The 18835-nt window shown below is 62.3% G+C and carries 17 protein-coding genes; 11 read left to right on the plus strand and 6 right to left on the minus strand.

Annotated features, from left to right (window positions below):
- Nucleotides 1-101 precede the first annotated feature (101 nt).
- The 6 genes from Tal182_RS06580 (at nucleotide 102) to Tal182_RS06605 (ending at nucleotide 6223) form a co-directional block, all read left to right on the plus strand.
- On the plus strand, nucleotides 102-1175 hold the full coding sequence (locus Tal182_RS06580) for an extracellular solute-binding protein (RefSeq protein ID WP_094299104.1): 1074 nt from the start codon (nucleotides 102-104) through the stop codon (nucleotides 1173-1175).
- A 60-nt stretch (nucleotides 1176-1235) separates the two neighbouring features.
- Entirely contained in the window at nucleotides 1236-2270 is a 1035-nt protein-coding gene (locus tag Tal182_RS06585; RefSeq protein ID WP_085858762.1) for an ABC transporter ATP-binding protein, read from the plus strand.
- Nucleotides 2267-3124 carry an ABC transporter permease gene (locus Tal182_RS06590; protein WP_085858764.1) on the plus strand — a complete coding sequence of 286 codons (858 nt, stop codon included), beginning with the start codon at nucleotides 2267-2269 and terminating at the stop codon, nucleotides 3122-3124. Before Tal182_RS06585 ends, Tal182_RS06590 begins: the two co-directional genes overlap by 4 nt.
- The gene (locus tag Tal182_RS06595; RefSeq protein ID WP_085858767.1) at nucleotides 3121-3918 is read left to right on the plus strand and encodes an ABC transporter permease; all 798 of its coding nucleotides are present in this window, start codon (nucleotides 3121-3123) and stop codon (nucleotides 3916-3918) included. The genes Tal182_RS06590 and Tal182_RS06595 overlap by 4 nt, the downstream gene beginning before the upstream one ends.
- Before the next feature lie 117 nt (nucleotides 3919-4035).
- On the plus strand, nucleotides 4036-5193 hold the full coding sequence (locus tag Tal182_RS06600) for an alpha-hydroxy acid oxidase (RefSeq protein ID WP_164517768.1): 1158 nt from the start codon (nucleotides 4036-4038) through the stop codon (nucleotides 5191-5193).
- Nucleotides 5186-6223, plus strand: coding sequence for an Ldh family oxidoreductase (locus Tal182_RS06605; protein ID WP_085858771.1), 1038 nt, complete (start codon nucleotides 5186-5188; stop codon nucleotides 6221-6223). Before Tal182_RS06600 ends, Tal182_RS06605 begins: the two co-directional genes overlap by 8 nt.
- A 102-nt stretch (nucleotides 6224-6325) precedes the next feature.
- On the opposite strand, the gene tam is transcribed toward Tal182_RS06605, so the two are convergent.
- The 4 genes from tam to Tal182_RS06625 all read right to left on the minus strand — a co-directional run bounded on the left by tam (nucleotide 6326) and on the right by Tal182_RS06625 (nucleotide 10665).
- On the minus strand, nucleotides 6326-7096 hold the full coding sequence (gene tam / locus Tal182_RS06610; RefSeq protein WP_085858773.1) for a trans-aconitate 2-methyltransferase: 771 nt from the start codon (nucleotides 7094-7096) through the stop codon (nucleotides 6326-6328).
- Nucleotides 7097-7172: 76 nt separating this feature from the next.
- On the minus strand, nucleotides 7173-8453 hold the full coding sequence (locus Tal182_RS06615) for a hemolysin family protein (protein WP_064801198.1): 1281 nt from the start codon (nucleotides 8451-8453) through the stop codon (nucleotides 7173-7175).
- 410 nt (nucleotides 8454-8863) lie between these two features.
- Entirely contained in the window at nucleotides 8864-9328 is a 465-nt protein-coding gene (locus Tal182_RS06620; RefSeq protein WP_085858775.1) for a cupin domain-containing protein, read from the minus strand.
- 293 nt (nucleotides 9329-9621) lie between these two features.
- The gene (locus Tal182_RS06625) at nucleotides 9622-10665 is read right to left on the minus strand and encodes a zinc-dependent alcohol dehydrogenase family protein (RefSeq protein WP_085858777.1); all 1044 of its coding nucleotides are present in this window, start codon (nucleotides 10663-10665) and stop codon (nucleotides 9622-9624) included.
- A 250-nt stretch (nucleotides 10666-10915) separates the two neighbouring features.
- On the opposite strand from Tal182_RS06625, the gene Tal182_RS06630 reads away from it, so the two are divergent.
- Complete coding sequence (locus Tal182_RS06630; protein WP_085858779.1) at nucleotides 10916-11803, plus strand: branched-chain amino acid aminotransferase; 888 nt, start codon at nucleotides 10916-10918, stop codon at nucleotides 11801-11803.
- A 145-nt stretch (nucleotides 11804-11948) separates the two neighbouring features.
- Here the strand turns inward: Tal182_RS06630 and Tal182_RS06635 are convergent, their stop codons facing one another.
- Nucleotides 11949-12503: a hypothetical protein gene (locus tag Tal182_RS06635; RefSeq protein WP_085858781.1), complete on the minus strand. Its 555-nt coding sequence runs from the start codon at nucleotides 12501-12503 to the stop codon at nucleotides 11949-11951.
- A 142-nt stretch (nucleotides 12504-12645) separates the two neighbouring features.
- The gene (locus tag Tal182_RS06640; RefSeq protein ID WP_085858783.1) at nucleotides 12646-13545 is read right to left on the minus strand and encodes a LysR family transcriptional regulator; all 900 of its coding nucleotides are present in this window, start codon (nucleotides 13543-13545) and stop codon (nucleotides 12646-12648) included.
- Between the two features lie 137 nt (nucleotides 13546-13682).
- Here Tal182_RS06640 and Tal182_RS06645 point away from each other — a divergent pair, with 137 nt between their 5' ends.
- The 4 genes from Tal182_RS06645 (at nucleotide 13683) to nadE (ending at nucleotide 18829) form a co-directional block, all read left to right on the plus strand.
- Nucleotides 13683-14924 carry an HlyD family secretion protein gene (locus Tal182_RS06645; RefSeq protein WP_085858785.1) on the plus strand — a complete coding sequence of 414 codons (1242 nt, stop codon included), beginning with the start codon at nucleotides 13683-13685 and terminating at the stop codon, nucleotides 14922-14924.
- A gap of 71 nt (nucleotides 14925-14995) precedes the next feature.
- Nucleotides 14996-16615, plus strand: a complete 1620-nt coding sequence (locus Tal182_RS06650) for an MDR family MFS transporter (RefSeq protein WP_085858787.1) — start codon at nucleotides 14996-14998, stop codon at nucleotides 16613-16615.
- A gap of 26 nt (nucleotides 16616-16641) precedes the next feature.
- Nucleotides 16642-17832: an adenylate/guanylate cyclase domain-containing protein gene (locus tag Tal182_RS06655; RefSeq protein ID WP_085858790.1), complete on the plus strand. Its 1191-nt coding sequence runs from the start codon at nucleotides 16642-16644 to the stop codon at nucleotides 17830-17832.
- A 163-nt stretch (nucleotides 17833-17995) separates the two neighbouring features.
- Nucleotides 17996-18829 (plus strand): ammonia-dependent NAD(+) synthetase, encoded by an 834-nt coding sequence (gene nadE / locus Tal182_RS06660; protein WP_085858792.1) that lies wholly within the window; start codon nucleotides 17996-17998, stop codon nucleotides 18827-18829.
- Nucleotides 18830-18835 lie beyond the last annotated feature (6 nt).

The raw sequence follows: 18835 nt of genomic DNA on the forward strand, positions 1-18835 counted from the left end.
CTCAAGGCGGCCACAATGACAAGAAGGCTGCAAAGGCCACGGTTACATTGAAAGAGGGAAGCGGCGGCGCCGCATCGGTGAGGAGAAAGACCATGACGAAGTTGATAATGAACCGCCGCACCGTGCTCGGCGTCGGCATCGGTGCTGGTGTAGCCATGCTGGCAATGCCGAATGTGCTGCGCGCCCAGGACAAGTCGCTGAAGGTCGGCGTTTATGGCGGCTACTTCAAGAACTCGTTCGACAAGAACATCTTTCCGGAGTTCACCAAGGCGACCGGAATCGCGGTCGAATCCGTCGCAGAGCCGACCGGCGAGGCCTGGCTGGTGCAGATGCAGCAGGCAGCCCAGGCAGGCCAGGCGCCGGCAGACGTTTCGATGATGTCGCAGGTGGCGATGCGCAAGGGCCAGGCCACAGAATTATGGGCTCCGCTTGACCTTGCCAAGATCAAGAATTCCAGCAATCTGCTTGAGCGCTTCATCAACAAATATCCGGATGGCCGCGTTGCCGGCATCGGGGCTGTCTCGTGGTTCATCACCCTGGTAACCAACACCGATGTTTACAAGGAAGCGCCGACAAGCTGGACAGCGCTGTGGGATCCCGCCAATGCCGACAAGCTTGGTCTGCTGGCGCTCGTCTCCAATTCCTTCTTGCTCGACGTGACGGCAAAGACCTATTTCGGCGGCGCGCAAGCGCTCGACACCGAGGAGAACATCCTCAAGGTGTTCGCCAAGCTGGCCGAGCTGAAGCCGAATGTCCGCCTGTGGTATCGCGACGAGGCGCAGTTCGAACAGGCGCTAAAGTCGGGCGAAATCCCGATGGGACAGTATTATCATGACGTGACCGGCCTCGCCGCCGCGGACGGCCAGCCCGTTCGCTCGACCTTCCCGAAGGAGGGCGGCATTCAGGACGCAGGCTCCTGGGCGCTGTCGAAGGCGTCGAAGAAGACGGAAGAGGCGCATATCTTCATCGACTATATGTGTCAGCCGTCTGTCCAGGCTGTGCTGTCACGCAAGGTAGGCACGTCGCCAACGGTCAAGCGCGAAACGACCGACCTGAACGAGAAGGAATTTGCGGCGGTTTCTTCCGACATCGAACCGATTATTCCGCACTACGATATGTACACCTCCAAGGCCGACTGGCTGAACGAGAAGTGGACGGAAATGATCGCCGGCTGACACTGATCGTTCTTTCGCGGGCCTCGTCGGGGGCCCGCCCATCCGGTTAGGAAGAGGCATATGTCGGGACTCACGCTACAAAATATCGTCAAGGAATTCGGCGCCTTTCGCGCCGTCGACAATGTCGACCTGACGGTGCCGCACGGCGCGTTCGTCTGTCTGCTCGGCCCTTCCGGCTGCGGCAAGACAACCTTACTGCGCATGATCGCAGGTCTCGATCTGCCGACAGCGGGCCGCGTCACGCTCAATGGGAACGACATCACCAGGACGCCGACGCACCAGCGCGAGCTTGGCATGGTCTTCCAGTCGCTGGCGCTGTTCCCGCACCTGACTGTTGGCGAGAATATTGCCTATCCACTGCGGATTCGGGGCCGTTCCAAGGAAGAGCAGGCGAAGCGGGTCGAAGAGCTGCTGGCGATGATCTATTTGCCGGGTTACGCTGATCGCGCCGTGTCGAAACTGTCTGGCGGCCAGAGGCAGCGCGTGGCGATCGCAAGGGCACTGGCGATTTCGCCAAAACTCTTCCTGCTCGACGAGCCGCTATCGGCGCTCGACGCCAAGTTGCGCGAAGCGATGCAGGTGGAGCTCCGCCAGCTTCATCAGCGGCTCGGCATTACCACGATTGCCGTGACGCACGACCAGCGCGAGGCGATGACCATGGCCGATACGGTCGTGGTCATGAACGGCGGTCAGATACGCCAGGCGGCGTCGCCGACCGAAATTTATCGTCGACCGGCAGACAGCTTCGTCGCTGATTTCATCGGCCAGACAAATCTGGTCGAAGCCAGGCGAGAGGGCGGCGCGGTCAATATACTGGGGCAGCCAGTCGCCGCCCTGTCGCTGTCGGCGGGCGTCGAGCGCGCCACGCTCTCGATCCGGCCGGAAGATGTACGCCTGGGCCCGCCGAAGGCCGGTGCACTGACGGGCGAGGTCACCTTTGTGCGCGATCTCGGCGGGGTCATCGAAACCTTTGTCAATGTCGGCGGTCAGCAGTTCATTGCGGTCTCTACGCCGCGCGAGCGCCCTGACGTCGCGGTGGGTCAGAAGGTGGGCATTGTGCTCACCGACAAGGACTGCGTGGTGCTCGAGCAATGAGACGCGATGCCCCGCGGACACTTGGCGACTATGCCCCACTAGCCTTCCCGGCGATCATGCTGATCGTCTTCTTTGTCGTGCCTTTCGGCACGATGATTTCCGTCAGCTTCTTCAAGCGCCAACAGGGCGGCTTCTACACGCCTGATTTTGTCTTCGACAATTATGTCCGCTTCCTCTCGACCTTCTTCGGCGGCGTGCTCAGCTTCTCGCTGATCCTTGCGATTGCGGTGGCCGTTATGTGTGTCGTTCTGGCCCTGCCTTTCACATATCTGCTGATCCGGATGAAGCGGAGCACCCAGGTGGTCTGGCTGGTCGCACTCCTTTCGATCCTGTCCCTGTCCGAGGTAATCATCGGTTTCGCCTGGTCGACGCTGTTTTCGCGCACGGCCGGCATCACCAACCTGTTCGTGTGGCTCGGCCTCATGCAGCAACCAGTCGCCCTGACGCCGAGTGTCGGCGCCGTATTCACCGGCATGGTCTATCAGGCCTTCCCCTACACGGTTCTGGTGCTCTATCCGGCGCTGGTGCGGCTTGATCCGACGCTGTCGGAGGCCGCCCGCACACTCGGCGCTTCGCCTATCAGGGCCTTCTTCACGGTCGTTGTGCCTGCGCTGCGTGATACGATCCTCGCTACGCTGATCATGGTGTTCATCTTCGCGCTCGGGTCCTATTTGTTGCCGCAACTGCTCGGCCGCCCGCAGCACTGGACCCTTTCCGTGCACATTACCGACCAGGCGATCTATCAATCGAACATGCCCTTCGCGGCTGCGATGGCGGTGTTCCTGGTGTTGGTGACGCTGGCTCTGGTAGCGCTGACTCTGCTCGTTGGCCGCCGAGGAGGGGCCATCGCATGACCAATCTCCGTAACGTTTTTTTCGGGCTGGTCGGGCTGTTTCTCGCTCTGCCGCTGATCGTTGTCGCCGGCGTGTCGGTCAATGCCAAGCAGAGCCTCACCTTCCCCCCGCAAGGCTTCTCGCTCGGCTGGTACGGTCAGATATTTCTCGACATGGAATGGCGCAACGCCCTGATCGCATCACTTGTGCTGGCGCTGTCGTCGGCGGCGCTGGCGGTGCTGATCGCCTTGCCACTGGCCTGGTTCCTTTGGCGCCGCTACGCGCCCTGGGCCAATATCTTCCAGTTGCTCGGCGTGGCGCCCTTTACCCTGCCGCCGGTTATCACGGCGCTCGGCCTGCTGACTTTTTGGGCCACGACCGGATTTTACGGCCAGCCCTGGACGGCGGTGATCGGCCACGCCATCTTCTTCGTCACGCTGCCGCTGGTGACCATTTCGCTCGGCTTTTCGGCGATCGACCGCTCGCTGGTAGAGGCCGCCTCGACCTTGGGAGGCGACGACCGTACGGTGTTCCGAACCGTCGTTTTGCCACTGATCTCGCCTTACATCGTGTCGGGCTACGCTTTTGCCTTTGTGCTGTCGCTCAACGAATACATCGTTGCCTACATGACGATCGGTTTCACGCTGGAAACGCTGCCGATCAAGATCTTCAATTCGCTGCGTTACGGCTACACGCCGACCATGGCGGCGGTGACGGTCCTGTTCGTGGCGACGGCAGCGATCGTCTTCAGTCTCGTCGCGCGGTTCGGCGACCTTCCAAAACTGCTAGGCGCGATGACGTCAAACGAACCCTGATCGAAGCAACCAGTCCCCGCCACGCAACGCCAGGACGATCAGCCGTCCCTTCCTCCTGAACATCGAAGCACCGAGATGGACCTAGCGCTAGAACGACGCTTTCCCTGCGTCGCCGACATGGAAAAAGCCGCGCAAAGACGCATGCCGCGTTTCGCTTGGGACTATCTCGCCGGCGGGCTCGGGCGCGAAGCTTCCGTGCGGCGCAATCTGGCCGCTATGGAGGAGGTGGTGCTTATGCCGCGCTACCTCGCCGACGGTGACGAGCCCGATATTTGCGCGAGCCTGTTCGGTCATCGTTTCAACGCCCCGTTTGCCGTGGCGCCGCTCGGGCTGGCCGGCCTTCTGTGGCCCGGATCCGAGTTGCCGCTGGCAGAGGCTGCCATGCAGCATAATGTTCCCTATATCCTCAGCACGTTCGCCAATACCTCGCTTGAGGCGATCCGTCCTGCGGGCGGTGAGCACAGTTGGTTCCAGTTCTATCCGCCCAACGATCCCGCCATGGAATACGACATGCTGGATCGGGCGCGCAAAGCGGGCTACGACGTTCTTGTCGTGACCGTCGACATTCCCGCGTCCACCCGGCGCGAGCGCGATATCCGCAATGGTTTGACCATCCCACCGGTCTATGGCCTTTCAACGATCATGCAGGTGGCGATGCGGCCGTCATGGGCGATGGGCATTTTGCAAAACGGCGTTCCCGACTTCGCCAATCTCTCGCCTTACTACCCGAAGGGCTCGAGCCTCTCCGCAGCCGCCGAATTTGTCGGCAGGGTGATGACCGGTGACGTCACGCGCGAGCGCTTCAAGAAAATCCGGGACGCATGGCCAGGCAAGATCCTGGTCAAGGGCGTACTTCGCCCCGACGAAGCGGAGGAGTATGTGTCCATGGGCGGGGATGGCCTGATCGTCTCCAATCACGGTGGACGGCAACTCGACGCCGCGCCATCGGCGACGGAGGTCATCGGTGAAATCCGCGCACGACTGGGCCCTGAGACCTTGCTGCTGGCAGACGGCGGCGTGCGCTCCGGCCTCGATATCGCCCGGATGCTGGCGCTCGGCGCCGATTTTGTCCTGATTGGCCGGGCCTTCCTGTTTGCCTCCGCCGCCATCGGGCGTCGCGGCGGCGATCATTTGATGAACGTCCTCAAAGCCGAACTGACGGCAACGATGGCGCAACTGGGCTGCAGGACGGTTGAAGACTTGCCCGCGTGTCGGTGGCGAGAGGCAGGCGGGCGAAGGCCGAACTTAACCTCGGATGGAGATTCGCGTGACTGAAGCCGTTACGATCAGCGTCGAAGCCCTGCAAAATCGAGTCGTCGCCATCTTCGAGCGCGCAGGGTTGAACAAGATCCAGGCGGCGGCTCTGGCGCATATCATCGTGGCCGGAGAACGCGATGCTTGCAAGTCGCACGGCATTTACCGCATCGAGGGTGCGCTGCGCACGGTAAAGGCGGGCAAGGTGATGCCTGATGCCGCTCCTGTCCTTGCACCGGATGACGGCAGCGCCATCGTCAGGGTCGATGCGCGGGGCGGTTTCGCCAGCGCGGCGTTTGAACTCGGCGTACCCGCCCTGGCGGAACGCGCCAAGCGGCTTGGCATCTCCGCGATGGTCATCAACGATTGCTCGCACTTCTCGGCCCTGTGGCCCGAGGTCGAGGCGCTGACCGCGCACGGCCTGGCGGCATTGGTGATGTGTCCGAGCTATGCGACAGTTGCCCCATCCGGAGGCAGCAAGCCTCTGCTCGGCACCAATCCACTTGCCTTCGGCTGGCCTCGCAAAGACCGGCCGCCCTACGTGTTCGATTTTGCGACGTCGGTGGCGGCGCGCGGTGAGATCGAACTGCACCGCCGCGCCGACAAGCAACTGCCGGAGGGTTGGGCGATCGACGCTGACGGCAATCCCACCACTGACCCGACTGCCGCGCTTGAAGGCGCAATGATGCCTTTTGGCGGCCACAAAGGGTCCGCCATCGCCACCATGATAGAGCTGCTCGCCGGCATCATGATCGGCGATCTCACCAGTCCCGAGGTCTTAGACTACCTCGGCACGACGACCTTGGCGCCGTTCCATGGCGAACTGATCATTGCGATGTCACCCGAAGCCTTCGCCAGGGGCCGCCCCGGCGATCCGTTCGCACGCGCCGAAGCGCTCTTTGAAACGATCGTCGGGCAAGGCGCGCGGCTTCCGTCGCAGCGCCGCTTCGCCGCGCGCTTCAAATCGGAAGCCGAAGGAATCAGCCTGACCGCAGCGGAGATTGCCCAACTGGATGCGCTGTTGGCTGGCGGACTGGCCGCCGTCAAATAAAGCACGTCGTTCGGAAATGTGCAGTGGTTTCGTGGCCACGACAGAATGATCGACACAAGCTTCGAAACCATTGGTGCGAAGTCATCATCGGGCCGCAGTCGGTCATTTCTTCACCGCTACGATGAAAATCCGTGGGAACCGCAGCAGCACCCGACCGTCCGACAGCTTCGGATAGGCCTTTTCCACCCGTTCTAGATATTCGGCGAGAAAAGCCTCGCGATGTCTCTCGCCGGCATGGGCGAGATAGGGCATCAGCCCGGTTCCCTTAACCCATTCGACGATCGCCCCCGCATCGGCCATCGGGTGATTGTAGATGGTGTGCCAGATATCCACGCGCGCCGCCTTGGCAATCAGCCTGGAATAATAGGTGGACGGCGGTGCCAGCGGCTGGCGACGCACGCTCTTTGCCTCGAAAGCGGCCTTCCACGGGCCAGCATGGGCAGTCTCTTCCATCGCCAGGTGCGAGGGTTCGCCGAGATTGTCGGGCATCTGCACGGCAAGGACCCCGCCTTCGGAAAGTCCGTCCATCAGCCGCTCGAAAATGTCGAGGTGATCGGGCAGCCATTGGAAGACGGCATTGGCAAAGAGCAGATCGGCGGGTTCCGTCGGCTGCCAGCTGCCGAGATCCGCCTCGACGAAGGCGGTGCCGGGAAGCCGCTTGCGGGCCGCCTCCAGCATGTTGATGTCGCTGTCGAGGCCGGAGACGCCGCCAGCCCCATAACGCGCGATGATAAGCTCGGTCGAGTTGCCTGGGCCGCAGCCGAGGTCGACGGCGCGGCGAAGGCTTTGCAGCGGCACCTGCGCCAGAAGATCGCGCGCCGGCCGCGTGCGCTCGTCCTCGAACTTCACATATTGGCTGGCGGACCATGCCATGGCGATACCTCCTGATGTCGAGCCACGTCTTCCATGTGGCGGATGCGGATCGTGTCGATGTTGCGCCCCGTCGAGCTCAGTCGCGCACTTCAGAGACAAGGATTTTGTCCACGCGCCTGCCGTCGAGATCGACGACCTCGAAGCGCCATCCATCTCTCGTGAAGCTCTCCCCCAGGTCCGGCAGATGTTTCAGCTCCTCCAACACCAGGCCGGCCACGGTCTGATATTCGAGATCGTCCTCGAGCTTGAGATTCAGGAATTCGGCGAATTCGTCGATCGGCGCCCAGCCGGAGACGAGATAGGAACCATCGTCTCGGCGAGCGATGGCCTGCTCGTCGACCGGTCCCTCCTGCAGCGCGCCCATGATCGCTTCCAGAATGTCGCCCGACGAGACAATTCCCTCGAAATGGCCGTATTCGTCAAACACCAGCACCATGTGAACAGGCGATTTCCTGATCGCTTCAATCACACTGGTAGCAGTTGCAAGGTCCGAAACGACGGGGACATCCTGCGTCAAAGCCTTGATGTCGGCGCTGCCGTGTTCGGATATCGAGTCGTAGAAATCCTTGACCGGAAGGATGCCGATCACCTCGTCGGAGCTGCCTTTGCGAACCGGCAATCGAGACCGTTTCGTCCGGTGCAACTGCGCCCGGATTTCATCGAGGCTGTCATCGATATCGATAATTTCGACGTCCCGCCGCGGCGTCATCAGCGCCCGGGCGGTGCGGTCCGCCAGCCGCATGACGCCAGAGATCATCGCGGACTCTTCGCTCTCGATGACGCCCGCCGACTGCGCCTCGGCCAGAACGGTCTTGATCTCTTCGTCCGAGACGTTATCGCCGGCTTTTCCTGTCTGGCCGAGCAGCTTGAGCATCAGATTTCCCGAGGCGTTGAGAAGCCAGACGAGAGGCAGCGCAATCTTTGAAAGCATCGCCATGGCGGGTGCGACCCTCGCCGCAACCGCTTCGGGTTCCCGCAATGCGATCTGCTTTGGAACAAGTTCGCCGACGATCAGGGAGAGATAGGTGATAGCCACGACGACGGAACCGACGCCGATGGCGTCAGCAGCCGTCGATGACATCCCCTGCGCCTCCAGCCATGCTGTCAGGCGGCCGCCGAGCGTGGCCCCGGAGAAAGCGCCGGAGAGAACACCGACCAGCGTGATGCCGATCTGAACCGTGGAGAGAAAGCGACCGGGGTTTTCGGCAAGTTTGATGGCTTGAGCTGCACCCTTGCTCCCATTGTCGGAGAGAACCTTCAGGCGTGCCGTTCGAGAAGACACGACGGCGAGCTCAGACATGGCGAGCACACCATTCAGGATGGTGAGAAACGCCACAATGCCAATTTCCAGAAACACAGGGACCCTATTCGTTGAGGTTTTAATGCCGCATAAGGCAAGGCGGCGGGGCTTTCGCAGAGACGCTATATATGCGCATCACCCATCGGCAAAGCTTTCTGTGCGAGCCCGGCTGGGTGCGAGGCGGACATCGCCACACCGTCTACAGTCAGCGCCGGCATCTTCTGCCGCGGCTTTCCGGCTTGAGCGGGCGGAGCTTGTACTGGATGGGTCGCTATCGGGCATGGCGCAATTTTGGCGGTGAAACGGGTCCGGCGCAAGAGGCGCTGGGCGAATTCCCTATAGCGTCTTGATGTGACAGTTTCGAAAACGGCGGCGAACATGGCTTCCGGCTGGGAATTTCGGGGCGATTCACATGTCTGCGTGATGCCGAAGATGCTCGAACGTACCGGCATCACGCGCTCGAACCGTCAGGCCGCCAGAATGGTGATCCCATAAGCATTGGCGGCGGCCGTCATCCGGGCGATGGTCTCGGGCGAGGGGGCTTTCAGCGGCTCGCTCGTGCCTTCCGCTTCGATGAATTCGGCCATGTCGCGATCGACGATCGCCGAAAACACCGCCGGAACGGTTCCCCGGTTGGCATAGCCATGCACCATGAAGGGCGCGATCGTGACGATGTCGCCAGCACCGGCCTCGATCTCTTCTGGGCCGCTGTCGGTCAGCCGCCAGATCGTCAAAAGACCCTCGAGAATGCGGAATACTTCCGGGCTTGCATGCGCGTGTTTCGGCGTCCGGCTGCCGGGTGGTACGGTGACGTCGAAAATATTGAGCCAGGTTCCGCGGATACGGACCTGTCGTTCGATGCGGTCGCCGAGGACGAAAAAGCGCTTCGCCTCTTCGCCCGCAGGCTTTGTCACAAATGAGTTGGACATCATGTCTCTTTCTTCTTCTTCTTATAGGCTTTTTCCAGCGGGCGCAGCCGTTAGACCTTTGCGCGGCCTTTGACAACCGCCCCGTTGTGGGGGCAGATCGCCGGATCACGCGACAACATACGCCTTATGAGGGCGTCGCGGCTGATATCGGTGTGCCCGGCCACTTCCGCAAGGCCCGGCAACGCCTCGCCGGCTGCGTGGAAATGACCCGGATCCCGTAATGCCGCCGACACAGAAGCGGCGCATAGACCAAGGCGACCCTTCCGGCCGCCACCGGCAGGCAGGGCCCCGTTCCCTCACGAAAACCGCGTAATCACGCTGATCCCCGTGCCCTCGGCCTTGTCGAGCGCCATCAACGCCGGTACGGCCTCTTCCAGGCTGATCCGCCGTCCGATCAGCTTCTGCGGCGCGATCTTGCCGGCGGCCAGCATCGACAGCATGGCGTCGTAGCGCCAGGCCTGCATGCCGTGGCTGCCGTAGATCTCCAGTTCGTTGCTGATCACCTGCGCCATCGGGATTTGCGGCGTCGCATATTCGCCGAGCATCAGCCCAACCTGCACATGCCGGCCGCGCCGGCGCAGATTCTTGATCGAGTTGAAGCAGGTGGCGGGATGGCCGAGCGCGTCGATCGAGACATGCGCGCCGCCTTTGGTGATTTCGCGCACCGCCTCGGCCACATCGGCAACGCTTGCGGCATTGACCGTCGCCACCGCGCCGCACTCTCTGGCGAAGGCAAGTTTCTCCTCCGATATGTCGATGCCGATCGCATTGGCGCCGAGCGCGGTGGCGATCATGATCGCCGACAGGCCGACGCCGCCGCAGCCATGCACGGCGATCCATTCGCCGGGACCGGTGCGTGCATGGTCGGCGACGGCGCGAAACGAAGTGGCGAAGCGGCAGCCGAGGCTTGCCGCCGTCGCATCGTCGATCGTCTCCGGCAGGTGCACCAGATTGGTGTCGGCATAGTCGATCGCCACATATTCGGCGAAGGAGCCCCAATGGGTGAAGCCCGGCTGAAACTGGTTCGGGCAGACCTGCTGGTTGCCGGAATGGCATTCGCTGCAATGGCCGCAGCCGGAAACGAAGGGCACGGTGACCCGGTCGCCGACCTTGAAGCGCATCACGCCGCGGCCGGTGGCGACGACCCGCCCGGCAAGCTCGTGTCCAGGCACATGCGGCAGCCGGATATCGGGATCGTGTCCCATCCAGCCGTGCCAGTCGCTGCGGCAGAGGCCGCTGGCGCCGACGGAGATGACGACGCCATCCTCAGTCGGCGTCGGATCGGGCAGGGTGCGGATTTCGGGCGCCTGCTCGAAGGCTTCATAATACATGGCTTTCATCGGCGTTCTCCCTTGCTGCTGTCCGGCGATTTCTCCTCATGATCGCATGCGCCAGCCCGCCATTCCAACAGAGATTCGATCATTTTTGCTGATGCACCCATCGCACACGCCGCAGGTGTCGCGCACGAATATTGCGGCCGGACGCTGTCCCCCGGCATTTTCTTGCTTCCGTATTTCCGGCCGGGATTTGTCCTTGACCCGGCTTGCCACCGGGGTTTTTGCTTTCCCGGATTCTGAAGGGAGAACAGCAATGGCCGTCGATACATCACCGCGTTCCACCACCTGGACTCATGTCGACGGGGAATGGCTTCCCGGCAATCCGCCGCTGATCGGGCCGACCTCGCATGCCATGTGGCTCGGCTCGACGGTCTTCGACGGCGCCCGATGGTTCGACGGCATCGCCCCGGATCTCGACCTGCATTGCCAGCGCGTCAACCGCTCGGCGCTCGCCATGGGGCTGAAGCCGGTGAAGTCAGCCGAGGAGATTGCCGCGCTTGCCTGGGAAGGCGTTGGCAGATTCGATGGCGCGACGGCGATCTACATCAAGCCGATGTATTGGGGCGAACATGGTTCGGCCGGTAGCATCGTCTCCGTCGATGCGGAATCGACCCGTTTCGCGCTCTGCCTGTTCGAGGCGCCGATGGGCGGTCATGCCGGCACCAGCCTCACCGTCTCGCCCTATCGCCGTCCGTCGCCGGAAACGGCAATGACCGAGGCGAAGACCGGCTCGCTCTATCCCAATAGCGGCCGCATGATCGCCGAGGCCCGCAGCCGCGGTTTCGACAATGCGCTGGTGCGCGACCTCAACGGCAACGTCGTCGAAACCGCCTCGTCGAACGTCTTCCTGGTGCGCGACGGCGTGGTGATGACGCCGGCCGCCAACCGCACCTTCCTCGCCGGCATCACCCGCGCCCGCGTCATCGGCCTGCTTCGCAAGGCCGGTTTCGACGTCGTCGAAGCAACCCTCTCCGTCGAGGATTTCCTCGCCGCCGACGAAATCTTCACCACCGGCAACTACTCCAAAGTCGTCGGCGTCACCCGCCTCGACGACCGCAACCTCCAGGAAGGCCCGGTCACCCGCAAGGCGCTGGAGCTCTACATGAACTGGGCCCACGGCAGAACCGAGAGCGAGGAGTGAGGAATGGTCCCGCGCAGCGGGAGCAATCGATCCAGTGAATCGATTGCAATGACGAACGCCCGGAGCGCAAGCGCAGGGCTGGCGCGGTCGTTCCCCTTGGAGCCATCTGTAAAGCCACCAATGACAACTTCAAACCGATGGGGCGTCACCAGTACTCATCTCGCCTGTAGAAATTGCCGTAGAGGTGCGTCAGCACCGAATTGGATGCCAGTTTTTCTTCATCGCTGTCGCTATAAACATGTTTGTGTGGATCGCCTTCGCTGTAAATGAGAGCGACGAAATGATTGAGACTCACGCCGGCGATACCCGTCGAAACGTCGCGCGCATCGATGATGGCAAACTTTGGACTGTTCTGTGAAGAAGCACTCGTGGCTGCGGCAGCTTCGAAACTCGATTTATTGAAAATGGCGTACCACAGCCAAGGATCGAAGAGTGGCACGGTGACGATCGTCCCAAAGCAAACCGGAACAATGATGATGGCGATGAAGCTACTCGCCGTCCCACGGAGTCGACGTCGACATAGGGCAACAATGGCGCTAATAAACCAAACGAGCAGTATGCCCACGACCGAAAGAACGAGCAGCGGACCGCCCAACAGATCAAAGAGTCCTCGTAGCCCATTGGCAAAACCAAGCGGCCAAAAATCCAAGGCGCGATCGTAGGCGGCATATGCGGTGCCAAGAAAAGCGGCGATGACCATTCGCCGAACATTCCAAATGTCTATGTGCTCAACCGACACATTCACCTCGTTGTTTCTAAACGTCGAATGATGTCCAGCGAGTCGAGGCATTTTGATGTCCGATCGGCATTGCTGCCGAGCTCCGCTGTGTTGAATCACCCCGTCACGTCATCCACTTCCGATGTTCCGCAAATCTCTCCGCCAAGAGATCGATAAACAGCCGCACCTTCGTCGGCAGATGGCTGCGGTTGGGATAAACGGCGTTGATGGTGAATTCCACCGGCCGATAATCCGGCATGATCTTTATCAGCCGCCCTTCGGCAATGTCGTCGAACACTACGAAGCTCGGCGCCAGGAAGAGGCCTCGTCCGTTCAGCGTCAGGAAGCGCAGCATCTCGGCATTGTTCGAGACGACATTGCCGCCGATCTTGACGCTCTCCTGCCGGCCGTCGCCATCCTCGAAGCGCCATTCATCGCCATAAGGGTAATAGGCATATTGCAGGCAATTGTGATCGGCGATTTCGGCCGGCTTCAGCGGGATCGGATGGCTGTCGATATAGGCAGGGGAGCAGACGAGCATATGGCGCCACGGCGTTAGCTTGCGGGCGATGAGCGACGAATCCGGCGGCAGGGTGCGGATGACAAGGTCGTAGCCATCCTCGATCATGTCAACCATCCGCTCGCCGACGCTGAAATCGACCGAGATCGACGGATAGAGCTCCATATATTCGCTGAAGACGGGCAGCAGGAAACGCACGATGGAGCCGCTGGTATAGACCTTCAGCGTGCCGCGCGGCGTCGTGCTCAGCGCGCTCGCCGTCCGGTCCGCTTCGTCGAGTTCGGCGAGAATCTGCGCCGAGCGCTCATAATAATATTTGCCGGTTTCGGTGAGGCTGACCTTGCGCGTCGTGCGGTTGAGCAGCCGCACGCCGAGCCGCTCCTCCAGCGATTGCACATGATTGCCGACCATGGTGACCGACATGTTCAGCCGGCGCGCGGCCGCGGAAAAACCGCCGCATTCCACGACGCGGCCAAAAACTGCAAGGCTTGTCAGCCGATCCATATTGCCCTCGGATTATCCGCTGAGAGTTGATGATCCTTCCTGATTTAAGCAGATTATCAAAGTGAATGGCAGAGCGCATTTTCCTTCGCATTGAACAGGCCTCGCCTAAGCAGGGCGACAGACGAAGGAAAAGGACGATGGTCGAGCTACCCCGCAAGCAGGTTTTCGAAAGTGCTGGAGAGGCCGAGCGCATCTTGGCCGAGGAGGCCGCCAGGGCGCCCGCCGCCGAGGCACCCGCAACACCCATGACCGGAACCCCGGTCGCGCAAGCGCCTGAAAAGACCGGCCGCCGGATGCTCAAGCGTGCGGTCATCGCCGCAGCACTGTTTGCCGGCGCCGCGTTCGCGGGCGATTTCGGCTATCGCTACTGGACGGTTGGCCGTTTCATCGAATCCACCGACGACGCCTATGTGAAGGCCGACTATACCACTGTCGCGCCAAAAGTTGCCGGCTATATCAAGCAGGTTCTCGTCAACGACAACGACGTGGTCAAATCAGGCCAGGTTCTCGCCCGCATCGACGACCGCGACTTCCAGGCGGCGCTCTCGCAGGCGAGAGCCGACGTCAAGGCAGCCGAGGCCGCCATCACCAACATCGATGCCCAGATCGCGTTGCAACAGTCGGTCATCGCGCAGGCCAAGGCCACGATCGACGCTTCGCAGGCCTCGCTGGACTTTGCCGTCTCCGATGCCGCTCGCTCCGCCCGCCTGATCACCAACGGCGCCGGCACCCAGTCGCGCGCCGAACAGACCCAGTCGGCACGCGACCAGGCCGCTGCCGCCGTCGAACGCGACCGGGCAGCGCTCGTCGCGGCAGAGAACAAGGTGCCGGTGCTCCGGACTGAGCGGGAACAGGCGGCGGCCCAGCGCGATCGGGCTGCGGCCGCCGCTCGCCAGGCCGAACTCAACCTCTCCTACACGGATATCGTCGCCGCCGTCGACGGCACGGTCGGCGCCCGTTCGATCCGCGTCGGCCAATATGTCACCTCGGGCACCCAGCTGATGGCCGTCGTGCCGCTGCATTCGGTCTATGTCGTCGCCAATTTCAAGGAAACGCAGCTGACCTATGTCCGTCCCGGCCAGTCGGTCGAGATCAAGGTCGACAGTTTTCCCGATATCGCCATCAAGGGTCATGTCGACAGCGTTTCGCCGGCAAGCGGTCTGGAATTCTCGCTGCTGCCGCCGGACAATGCCACCGGCAACTTCACCAAGATCGTCCAGCGTATCCCCGTCAAGATAGTCATCGACGACGAGGCTTTGAGCGGGCTGCTGCGCTCGGGCATGTCGGTCGAGCCCCAAGTCGATACCAAGGCTGTCCAGAGCGAGGCTTCCCAGGCCTCTGGACAAGCCGAGGAGGAATTGTCCAGCCACGCTGGATGATCCTTCTCCTCCCGAAAGATCGCAGAACCCATCGTCAGAAAGTTTCCGCAACAGCCGGAAGGAGATAGGGCATGGCCACGCTTCAGATCGCCGCAAACGGCAATTCGCTTGCGCGCCCCGCCGCGGCAGCGCCCGCGACGCCTGCCGTCACGAGCCCGCTCCGCATATGGTCGGCCGTGGTCGGCTCGACACTCGGCGCCTTCATGGCGGTCCTCAACATCCAGATCGTCAATGCCTCGCTTGCCGATATCCAGGGCGCCATCGGCGCCGGCACCGATGACGGCGGCTGGATCTCGACCTCCTATCTGATTGCCGAAATCGTTGTCATTCCGCTCAGCGGCTGGCTGGCGCGGGTCTTTTCGCTGCGCAACTATCTGCTGGCCAACGCCATCCTCTTCCTGATCTTCTCGGTGGCCTGCGCCTTCGCGGCCAATCTGCAGCAGATGATCGTCCTGAGGGCGGTTCAGGGTTTTGCCGGCGGCGTGCTGATCCCGATGGCCTTCACCATCATCATCACGCTGCTGCCCAAGGCCAAGCAGCCGATCGGCCTTGCCCTCTTTGCCTTGTCGGCCACCTTCGCACCGGCGATCGGCCCGACGATTGGCGGGTACCTCACCGAGAACTGGGGTTGGGAATATATCTTCTATGTCAATCTGGTGCCCGGCGCCTTGATGGTCGGCCTGCTCTGGGCCTCGCTCGATCGGACGCCGATGAACCTGAAACTGCTCGCCAAAGGTGACTGGCCGGGCATCGTCACCATGGCGATCGGCCTGGCCGCCTTGCAGACCGTGCTGGAAGAGGGCAACAAGGAAGACTGGTTCGGCTCCGATTTCATCCTGCGCCTGTCGGTTATATCAGTCGTCTCGCTGACCCTGTTCATCGTCATCGAGCTGAGAGCGGCTCATCCGCTCTTGAACCTCCGTCTGCTGCTGCGCCGTAATTTCGGCTTCGGCATCGTCGCCAATTTCCTGCTCGGCATCGCGCTTTACGGTTCGGTCTTCGTGCTGCCGATCTATCTCACCCGCATCCAGGGCTATAATTCCGAGCAGATCGGCATGGTTCTCGCCTGGACCGGCATTCCGCAGCTGCTGCTGATCCCGCTGGTGCCGCGCCTGATGAAGCGTTTCGACGTCCGCCTGCTGATCGTCGTCGGCTTTGCCCTCTTCGCCGCCTCGAATTTCATGAACGTGCACATGACCGGCGATTATGCCAGCGACCAGCTCTTCTGGCCGAACATCGTCCGTGCCATCGGCCAGGCGCTGGTCTTCACCCCACTCTCGGCGATCGCCACTGCAGGCATCGAGCAGGAGAATGCCGGCTCGGCGTCGGCGCTGTTCAACATGATGCGCAATCTCGGCGGCGCGGTCGGCATCGCCTTGCTGCAGACCTTCCTGTCGAAGCGCGAGCAGTACCATTCGAACATCCTCACCCACTCGGTCTCGGTTTTCGAGGAGGCCACCCGCGATCGTATCGCTCGGCTGACCGCCTACTTCATGAGCCATGGCGTCAGCGACCAGGCGCTCGCCAGCCATAAGGCCATGGTCGCCATCGCGCTCAAGATACGAAAGCAGGCCAATATCATGGCCTTCAGCGACGCTTTCTTCCTGCTCGGCGTTGCGCTCGTCGTCGCCTTGCTTGCGATCCTGCTACTGAAGAAACCCGGTCAGCTCTCGGGCGGCGGCGCCCATTAGCGCCACCGGGTCAAGGAGAAGAAGCCATGACAACCGCAATCTATGCTCCAGCCGCCGAACAGCAGACCAATGCCGTCGGCACCGGCGCGCTGCTTGCCATCATCGAATGGCTCTCCGGCGATGAATGCCACGCGCTCGACGAAGCAGGCCTCGTTTCCGGCCTCGGCCGCAGGCTTCAGGCGCTCGGCCTGCCGCTCGACCGGCTGACCTTGCATCTGATGACGCTGCATCCCGAGCTCGTCGGCCGCACCATTGCCTGGGCGCCGGGCGAGCCGGTCGAGATCCACGACCGCGAACATGGCGCACGGGTCGCGATTTCAAACACGCCGCTGCGCAAGGTCATGGAAACCCGGGAGCCGCTGGTGGTTGGCCCCGGCGAAAGCGTGCACGGCCGCTGGCAGCATATCGACGTTTTCGCCGATCGCGGTCTGATGCAGCTTGTCATCGCGCCGCTCTGCAATATCGACGGGCCGGTCGGCGCCGCCGTCTTCGGCACGAGGCGGCCGGCCGGCTTCACAGCCTCCGAACGTCAGGTGATCGAGCGCATTCTGCCGGCGCTGCGCAACACCAGCGAGCTGCGCATTCTTCGCCAGGTCGAGCTCAGCCTGCTCGACACCTATGTCGGTCCGCTGACCGCAAGCCGGATTCTGGCCGGCCGCATCCGCCAGGGTGAAATCGAATCGATGGAGGCCGCCCTGCTGCTCTGCGATCTGCGCGGCTTTACCGAGCTGTCGAATAAACTCGCCGGCAGCACCGTGCTTGGTCTTCTCAACGCCTATTTCGATCGGGTTGTCCCGGCCATTACCCGGGAAGGCGGCGAAGTGCTGAAATTCATGGGCGACGCCGTGCTTGCCTTCTTTCCCGGCTACGCTGCGGCCCATGCCTGCGGCGCGGCCCTGGCATCGGCCCGCGCCATCCTCGATGAGATCGACCGTTTCCAGTACAACGGCATCGGCGTGAAGGCCGGCATCGCCCTGCATTACGGCGAGGTCAGCTACGGCAATATCGGCTCCGGCCGCCGCCTCGACTTCACCCTGATCGGCCGCGACGTCAACCTGGTCAGCCGCATCCAGACCGCCTGCAGTGAATTGGGCGAGGCCTTGCTGATGTCTGAGCCATTCCGCGAAAAAGCCGGGGCAGGGGATGTGATGTCGGTCGGGGCACAGGGGCTGAAGGGGTTTGCCGAGCCAGTGGAGCTGTTTACGATTGTACGGTAGGTGTGCGGTAGCCGGCGAAACCAGTCTATCCGTCTTTGACCTGTTCGAGCCTCGCCGCCCACTTGCATAAAACGCATGGCAGGTCTGCCGGAAACGGCTTCGTCTTCCCCCATCTTTTCGCCATAGTGGCGCCGGAATTCCGTAAGCCGGGAGGAGGAGCTTAATGACTGTGCTGTTCGACGAACAAGCCGAGATCATCCGCGAACTGGGTGTCGCCACCGAGATCGATCCGGAGCGGGAGATCCAACGGCGAACCGCTTTCCTCAAGGATTATCTCGTCGGCTCGGGCATGCGCGGCTACGTCCTCGGCATCAGCGGCGGCGTCGATTCGCTGACGGCGGCTTTGCTGGCTCAGAAGGCGGTGCGCGAGCTGCGTGATGGCGGCCATGCGGCCGAATTCATCGCTGTACGCCTTCCCTATGGCGTCCAGGCAGATGAGGCCGATGCGGCGAAGGCGCTTGCAACGATCGACCCTGACCGCTCGATGGTGGTCAACATCAAGGCGGCGGCGGATGCGATGCTGGCCGCCGCTCAAGATGGCGGCCTTGCCTTTGCCGATGCCGGCCGGCAGGATTTCATTCTCGGCAACATCAAGGCCCGCCAGCGCATGATCGCCCAGTTCGCTTTGGCCGGCGCGCTCGGCGGCCTCGTCATCGGCACTGATCATGCGGCCGAAGCGGTCATGGGTTTCTTCACCAAATTCGGTGATGGCGCCGCCGACATCCTGCCGCTCGCCGGCCTCAACAAACGCCGCGTCCGCCTGCTGGCAAAGCGGCTCGGCGCGCCCGACGAGCTGATCTTCAAGGTGCCGACCGCCGATCTCGAAGACCAGCGGCCGCTGCGCCCCGACGAGGAGGCCTATGGTGTCAGCTACGACGAGATCGACGATTTCCTCGAAGGCAAGCCGGTCGGCGAGATCGCCCGCCGCCGGATTCTTGCCGCCTATCGGGCAACCGCCCATAAGCGCGCGCTGCCGGTGGCCGTCAACGCGCTCTGAGGCGCG

This window comes from Rhizobium sp. TAL182 (genome assembly GCF_002117725.1).
In the GTDB taxonomy this organism is placed as follows: Bacteria; Pseudomonadota; Alphaproteobacteria; order Rhizobiales; family Rhizobiaceae; genus Rhizobium; species Rhizobium esperanzae.